This window comes from Clostridium sp. SGI.024 (assembly GCF_050315195.1).
Taxonomy (GTDB): domain Bacteria; phylum Bacillota; class Clostridia; order Clostridiales; family Clostridiaceae; genus Clostridium.
Map to the genome: position 1 here is coordinate 1 of NZ_JBNPON010000106.1, position 6,024 is coordinate 6,024.

Below are 6,024 nucleotides of genomic sequence, written 5' to 3' on the forward strand. Positions count from 1 at the left end.
ATTGAATAGGGGGATAAGAAAATGAATATCTATGCATTAGAATTAAATAATGATATTAAAGGTATCTCTAAAAGAAAAAAGTATATTGAATCCCTAGATGATGAATAATTCAGGTTTTATTTTAAATGGTATGTCAGGAATTTATAGTAACCAAGGTAGTATGATTCCAACAGATTCTTCAGAAATCATTGGGTGGTCTGGAGACATAAGCCCTAAATCATTAAAAAATGAAATCACTTTCTATGGAAATGATATTATTAAAGGAAATTGGTTGTTCCGTAAATTTGTTTTAAAAGCAGATATAAAAAATGGCATTGCTTACTATGAAGAAGAAAAAAATCACAGATAAAGAAATTGAACAAATGCTACTTTCATAATATATATATTAAATATAAAAAAGTTTAATCTTGTGTTACCTTCCTTATTGAAGACAACCACAAATTAAACTTTTTATTAATTTCATTATTATTTATCCATTAACATTTAATATAAAAATAAAATTTAAAGATATATTAAATATGTAAATATTGATACAGTTCCTATAAGAATAATAAAATCAATAATTACTAATTTATATTCTTTCTTTATAGCTGATATTATAAGTGTAATAATACTTAATCCCATATTTATTAAAGCTAAATAAACATTAGTAAATAGTCCTCTAATAAATATAGATTCTAATATATACATTGCTGTAACAATAAATAAAATAATATGTGTTATCTTAATGCTATTACTTTTACTAAAAAAACTGTTATGACTCATGATATTTCACCACCTTATATAAATTGTTTAGATTAAATTTATTACCCTGTAATTACACAATAAGTAATTATAAATATCATTATAAATAATCAAATATCATATTTCTATAGCCTCTACCTACCAAATGTATTTAATAATGCATGTACTATAATTGAAGAATATACATTTTTATTTTTATATCTAAAAAACCCTACTACAATTCCAAAGGATAGGCCAGTTATTACCTTCCAAAACATTATGTTCATTATATTAGCATTTGGTGATATCATACTAACTCTCCACATAACTGTATCAATATATCCTAAATGCCATATTCCAAATATAAGAGTTGAAATTATATATGCCCATAAATCTTTTTTTATAATGCTAATTTTCTTATAAACATAGCCTCTAAATATTATTTCTTCAAATATAACAGTAATAATTGATCCATATATTAAGCTTAATACATCATATAGCGAATTGCTTTTCGTAATTATAGGTGTTGTAAAAATAAATATAAATAATATTGTTGAAGTTACTATATATCTCCAATTAAATCTTTTAGGGAAAATATTTAATCCAAGCTCATTTTTCTTTATACTTATAATACTAAATATAATTATTATAATCATATATATTGATGATACTATAACATCTGTTATAAAATTTTTATCTAAGAAAAGAAAAGCTAAGGTTTTAAAGCTGAACCTTCCTATCTGTAATGCAATTAAACACAATATTATATTAATTATCTTCTTCATATATAATAACCTCCAATCCCCCTATCTCTATATATTATTTTACTCCTAGTTATATTTTAGTATAAAATTAACTTAAAGAATCTAAAAAATGGTATAAATGCGGAAGGGAGTAATTAAAATGGATAAAAAAGGCTTAGTTGAAGAATGGTTAGAAGAAGAAAAAGTAGCACATATAAAAGGATGGGATTTCTCACACATCCATGGTAGATATGAAGAAGAAAATGATTTGCCCTGGAACTATAGTGAAATTATTAAAAAATATCTAAAACCAGAAGATTATTTACTTGACATAGATACTGGTGGTGGAGAATTTCTTCTATCACTAAAGCATTCAAATAAAAAAACAAGTGCAACAGAGGGTTATGCCCCAAAAGTGCAACTTTGTAAGGAGACATTATTACCATTAGGTATAGACTTTAGAGAAGCAGATGGAAGTAATATTTTACCCTTTGAAGATGAAAAATTTGATATAGTAATTAACAGACATGGAGACTTCAATCCAAAGGAGATTTATCGTGTTTTAAAGTCTGGTGGAATATTTATCACAGAGCAAGTAGGTGCTGAAAATGATAGAGAATTGGTAGAATTACTTCTTACTAATGTTCCAGAATTACCTTTTCCAGAACAATACCTTAATATTGCAGTTGAAAAATTTAAAAAATCTGGATTTACAATAATTGATGAACAAGAAGCCTATAGACCTATTAAGTTTTTTGATGTTGGTGCACTTATTTGGTTTGCTCATATTATAGAATGGGAATTTCCAAATTTCTCAGTAAAGGATAACTTAGAAAATTTATATAATGCACAAAAGTTATTAGAAAAATATGGGGTGATTCAAGGAAATATCCATAGATTTTTACTTATTGCAAAGAAAAAATAATTATATAAATACTATGGAGAAGATACTATGGAGTTTAATGAAAAATTAAAGGAATTAAGAAAACAACATAATATGACTCAAGAACAACTAGCAGAAAGGCTATATGTTTCAAGAACTGCTATTTCAAAATGGGAAAGTGGAAAAGGTTATCCAAATATTGAGTCTCTAAAAAACATCTCTAAAACTTTTTCAGTTTCAATAGATGAATTACTTTCAAATAATGAATTACTTCAAGCTGCTGAAAATGAAAATAAATCAAATATAAGCAAGCTATCTAGTCTTATATTTGGAATATTAGATTTAATGGCTCTTGCCTATATCTTTTTACCCTTCTATGGACAAGAGATTGATGGGTATATTTATTCTGTAAATTTACTTCAATATACTAAATCCCCTACCTCAATTCGTATTATTTATTATACTTTAATTATTGTAATGTCATTGGTAGGTAATACAGAAATAATATTACAATTTTTTGATGATAAAAAGAAGTTTACCATATTGAAATATGTATCAATTACATGGCACTCCTTAGCCATACTATTTTTTGCAGCTTCTCGTCAGCCCTATGTAACAATATTTCTTTTTCTATTTTTAATGCCTAAGATGGCACTACTAATTAAAAACAGCAAATAGTAATAACCTTCTAAAGCCTTTAAAATAGCCATTGGCACCATAAGTGTCATGGCTTTTTTCTTGTTGTGATAATAGGTTTCTTGTACTTTCTGCCATAGGCTCTAATAATTAAATTATAACTTGTAGTCAAGTTTTAAAAATAAAATTGAAAGGAAGTATAGATATGGAATATGTTATTGAAACAAAAAATCTAACAAAAAAATATGGTAGTTCTACTGTTGTTGATAATATTAATCTTCATGTTCCAAAGGGTAAAATTTATGGATTACTTGGCAGAAATGGTGCTGGAAAAACAACAACAATGAAAATGATGCTAAAGCTTATTAAGGTTACAAAAGGAAATATTAATTTATTTGGAGAGGATTTTAGAAATAACAATCTTTATAAAAAAATAGGCTCAATTATTGAAACTCCTGGTTTTTATCAAAACCTTACTGCTAGAGATAACTTAAATCTTTTAGCTAAATTACATGGTAATATTTCTAAAAAAGAAGTTCAAGAAGCCCTTGAAATTGTTGGACTCCACACAGAAGAAAAAAAGACCTTCTCTAATTTCTCTTTAGGAATGAAGCAAAGGCTTGGAATTGCTGCTGCTATTATGCATAATCCAGAGCTTCTTATTTTAGATGAACCAATAAATGGACTTGATCCAATAGGAATATCAGAAATTCGTTCCTTTTTATTAAGGCTTAGTCATGAAAAGGGAGTTACTATTTTTATTTCAAGCCATGTTTTAAGTGAAATAGAACAAATTGCAGATGTTATTGGAGTTATGAATAATGGAAAATTAGTTGAAGAAGTTAATATCTTAGAATTACAAGACAAACTAAAACATTATATTGAAATAACAGTTTCAGATACTAAATTATCAGAAAAGATATTGAAAGATAACTTTTCTATTAAGGATTACTCCATTATTGATAATACTATCTATCTTTATGATAACTATAAAAATATAAGTGATATAAATAAGTCCTTAGTTCAAAATAATATCTCTATTAATAAACTTAATCCTTGCAAAGAAACCTTAGAAGCTTATTTTGAAAACTTAATTGGAGGTGGGGGTATTGCTTAACCTTATATCTTGTGAAATGAAAAAACTAAAGAATTCAAAAATTATTATTTTATGTATTATTGGAGCCTTTGCTGTACCAGCTATGATGCTAATAGAAGCTATTCAAACTCATTTTGAACATCCTGAGCGTATTTTTACACTTAGTGATATTTATGATAATAGTCTTTTATATGCTATGCTACTTATGAATATGATGATTTGTGTTGCTATAATTAGTTATATCTTTAGCCGAGAATACTTAGATAACACTTTAAAAACAGTATTACCTATTCCTGTTTCTAGGATAAAGCTTCTTATAGGTAAATATATAGTTACACTACTTTTAACTTTACTTATTAATATAATTACTTGGGCTGGGATTCTAGTATTTTCAGGAATTTATCATAGTATATTTACTATTAGTGAGTTTAACCTTACTGTAACATTTAATTGGTTAATGAAATTCTTATATAGTGGTGTTTTAATATTTTTTACAGCTACTCCCTTTTCTTATTTAGCAATGAAAACAAAGGGCTTTGTTGCACCTATGGTTATTTCAGCAGCTGTAGTAATGGGAAGTGCTGCATTAAGTAACCACAACTTTGGAGCTATTTATCCATGGACTGCTACATTTTTTCTTATTAAAGGCTCTCTTCTTTCCAAAGGATATCCCATTTCACTATCAATTATTATTATTTTATTTCTTTCATTCTCAGGATTTATAGCTACCTTTAAATACTTCTGTAATGAAGATTTAAAATAAAGTATTTTTGATAATTATTATCAATTTTTATAGTTATTGAATATAAATTTTTATTTACTTATAATTAAATTAAGAGGTCCGGAAGCTCATTTTTTTTATGAATTGGAGAGGATAATATATGTATCATGGAAGGTTTAAAGGAACCCATTATGAAGCAGGCTATAAGTGGGGTGCATTACTTAATAAAAATGGAAAGAAGTTAGATAATTGTCCAACATATACTGTTGGCGAAGAAAGAATTCAATTTGGTAGAGACTGCAAAGCAATATTTGAAGAATTATATCCTGAAATAGTTGATGAAGTTAGAGGAATTGCTGAAGGCAATGAAATTTCCTTTGAGTATTTATGTGGAATGCTCTTTAGTATGTATTGCTTTAAATTTGATAATAAGTGTACTTCCTTTGCCATAAGTAATGGAGAAGAAATTTTATTTGCAAGAAATAGTGATTTTTTAGTAAGCTTAGAAAAGTTATATATGAACTGTCTTTATAACTTAGATGGTTGTTATTCCTTTAATGGAAATACTACTGCCTTTGTTCAAATGGAAGATGGTGTTAACGAAGAAGGACTAGCTGTAGGTTTAACCTTTATTTATCCTAAGGTATGGAAACCAGGCTTTAATGCTGGAATTCTTGTAAGATATCTTCTTGAAAAATGTAAAACTACTGCTGAAGCAATTAAAGCTCTTAAAACCCTTCCAATTGCCTCACAACAAACTATTACCCTTGCAGATAAAACTAGACATATAGCTGTAGTAGAATGTAATTGTGAAAAGGTTGTTGTAATAACTCCAAGAGATGGAGAAGATTTTGTTGCTACTGCAAATAGCTTTAATAGCTCTGAAATGTATGAATATAGAAATACAGAAATAGATGATTGGCGATCACAAGATAGATATGAAACAGCTAGAAATACTTTAATAAATAATCCTGATAAATATTCAGTAGATTTTGCTATGGATGTATTAAGTGGTAAATATGGCTTTATGTGTCAGTATAATAGAAAGACTAATGCTGATACTGTCTGGTCTGTTGTTTATGACTTAACCCGTAATAAAATTTGGAGAGTTGAAGGAAATCCAAGCCGTAAAAAATTCAAAGAAGATATACGTTTTAAAATTAAATAATTTTTTATAAATTCCTATGAAATAAATATAGTCCAGCAAATAGACTTGCTGGAC

The 6,024-nt window shown here is 27.0% G+C and carries 8 protein-coding genes; 6 read left to right on the forward strand and 2 right to left on the reverse strand.

The genetic code is table 11. From position 1 onward, the window contains the following. Positions 1-97: 97 nt before the first annotated feature. Positions 98-349: a hypothetical protein gene (locus ACQRD5_RS16540; protein ID WP_294167340.1), complete on the forward strand. Its 252-nt coding sequence runs from the start codon at positions 98-100 to the stop codon at positions 347-349. A 152-nt stretch (positions 350-501) separates the two neighbouring features. Here the strand turns inward: ACQRD5_RS16540 and ACQRD5_RS16545 are convergent, their stop codons facing one another. Then, positions 502-765, reverse strand: coding sequence for a hypothetical protein (locus tag ACQRD5_RS16545; protein ID WP_294167339.1), 264 nt, complete (start codon positions 763-765; stop codon positions 502-504). 113 nt (positions 766-878) lie between these two features. Beyond that, positions 879-1,508 (reverse strand): CPBP family intramembrane glutamic endopeptidase, encoded by a 630-nt coding sequence (locus ACQRD5_RS16550; protein ID WP_294167337.1) that lies wholly within the window; start codon positions 1,506-1,508, stop codon positions 879-881. 118 nt (positions 1,509-1,626) lie between these two features. On the opposite strand from ACQRD5_RS16550, the gene ACQRD5_RS16555 reads away from it, so the two are divergent. From ACQRD5_RS16555 to ACQRD5_RS16575, 5 genes are all read left to right on the forward strand, one after another. Continuing rightward, positions 1,627-2,391, forward strand: coding sequence for a class I SAM-dependent methyltransferase (locus tag ACQRD5_RS16555; RefSeq protein WP_427747072.1), 765 nt, complete (start codon positions 1,627-1,629; stop codon positions 2,389-2,391). 27 nt (positions 2,392-2,418) lie between these two features. Beyond that, positions 2,419-3,027 (forward strand): helix-turn-helix domain-containing protein, encoded by a 609-nt coding sequence (locus ACQRD5_RS16560; protein WP_427747073.1) that lies wholly within the window; start codon positions 2,419-2,421, stop codon positions 3,025-3,027. 163 nt (positions 3,028-3,190) lie between these two features. Then, on the forward strand, positions 3,191-4,102 hold the full coding sequence (locus ACQRD5_RS16565) for an ABC transporter ATP-binding protein (RefSeq protein WP_294167334.1): 912 nt from the start codon (positions 3,191-3,193) through the stop codon (positions 4,100-4,102). Beyond that, the gene (locus tag ACQRD5_RS16570; RefSeq protein ID WP_294167341.1) at positions 4,086-4,844 is read left to right on the forward strand and encodes an ABC transporter permease; all 759 of its coding nucleotides are present in this window, start codon (positions 4,086-4,088) and stop codon (positions 4,842-4,844) included. The genes ACQRD5_RS16565 and ACQRD5_RS16570 overlap by 17 nt, the downstream gene beginning before the upstream one ends. 118 nt (positions 4,845-4,962) lie before the next feature. After that, positions 4,963-5,970, forward strand: coding sequence for a C45 family autoproteolytic acyltransferase/hydolase (locus tag ACQRD5_RS16575; RefSeq protein WP_294167332.1), 1,008 nt, complete (start codon positions 4,963-4,965; stop codon positions 5,968-5,970). Positions 5,971-6,024: the final 54 nt, after the last annotated feature.

Bases quoted from the DNA above. Each gene is read 5' to 3' on its own strand.
- ACQRD5_RS16560 (WP_427747073.1), top strand. From the start codon at position 2,419: ATGGAGTTTAATGAAAAATTAAAGGAATTAAGAAAACAACATAATATG.
- ACQRD5_RS16565 (WP_294167334.1), top strand. From the start codon at position 3,191: ATGGAATATGTTATTGAAACAAAAAATCTAACAAAAAAATATGGTAGT.
- ACQRD5_RS16550 (WP_294167337.1), bottom strand. From the start codon at position 1,508: ATGAAGAAGATAATTAATATAATATTGTGTTTAATTGCATTACAGATA.
- ACQRD5_RS16540 (WP_294167340.1), top strand. From the start codon at position 98: ATGATGAATAATTCAGGTTTTATTTTAAATGGTATGTCAGGAATTTAT.
- ACQRD5_RS16575 (WP_294167332.1), top strand. From the start codon at position 4,963: ATGTATCATGGAAGGTTTAAAGGAACCCATTATGAAGCAGGCTATAAG.
- ACQRD5_RS16555 (WP_427747072.1), top strand. From the start codon at position 1,627: ATGGATAAAAAAGGCTTAGTTGAAGAATGGTTAGAAGAAGAAAAAGTA.
- ACQRD5_RS16545 (WP_294167339.1), bottom strand. From the start codon at position 765: ATGAGTCATAACAGTTTTTTTAGTAAAAGTAATAGCATTAAGATAACA.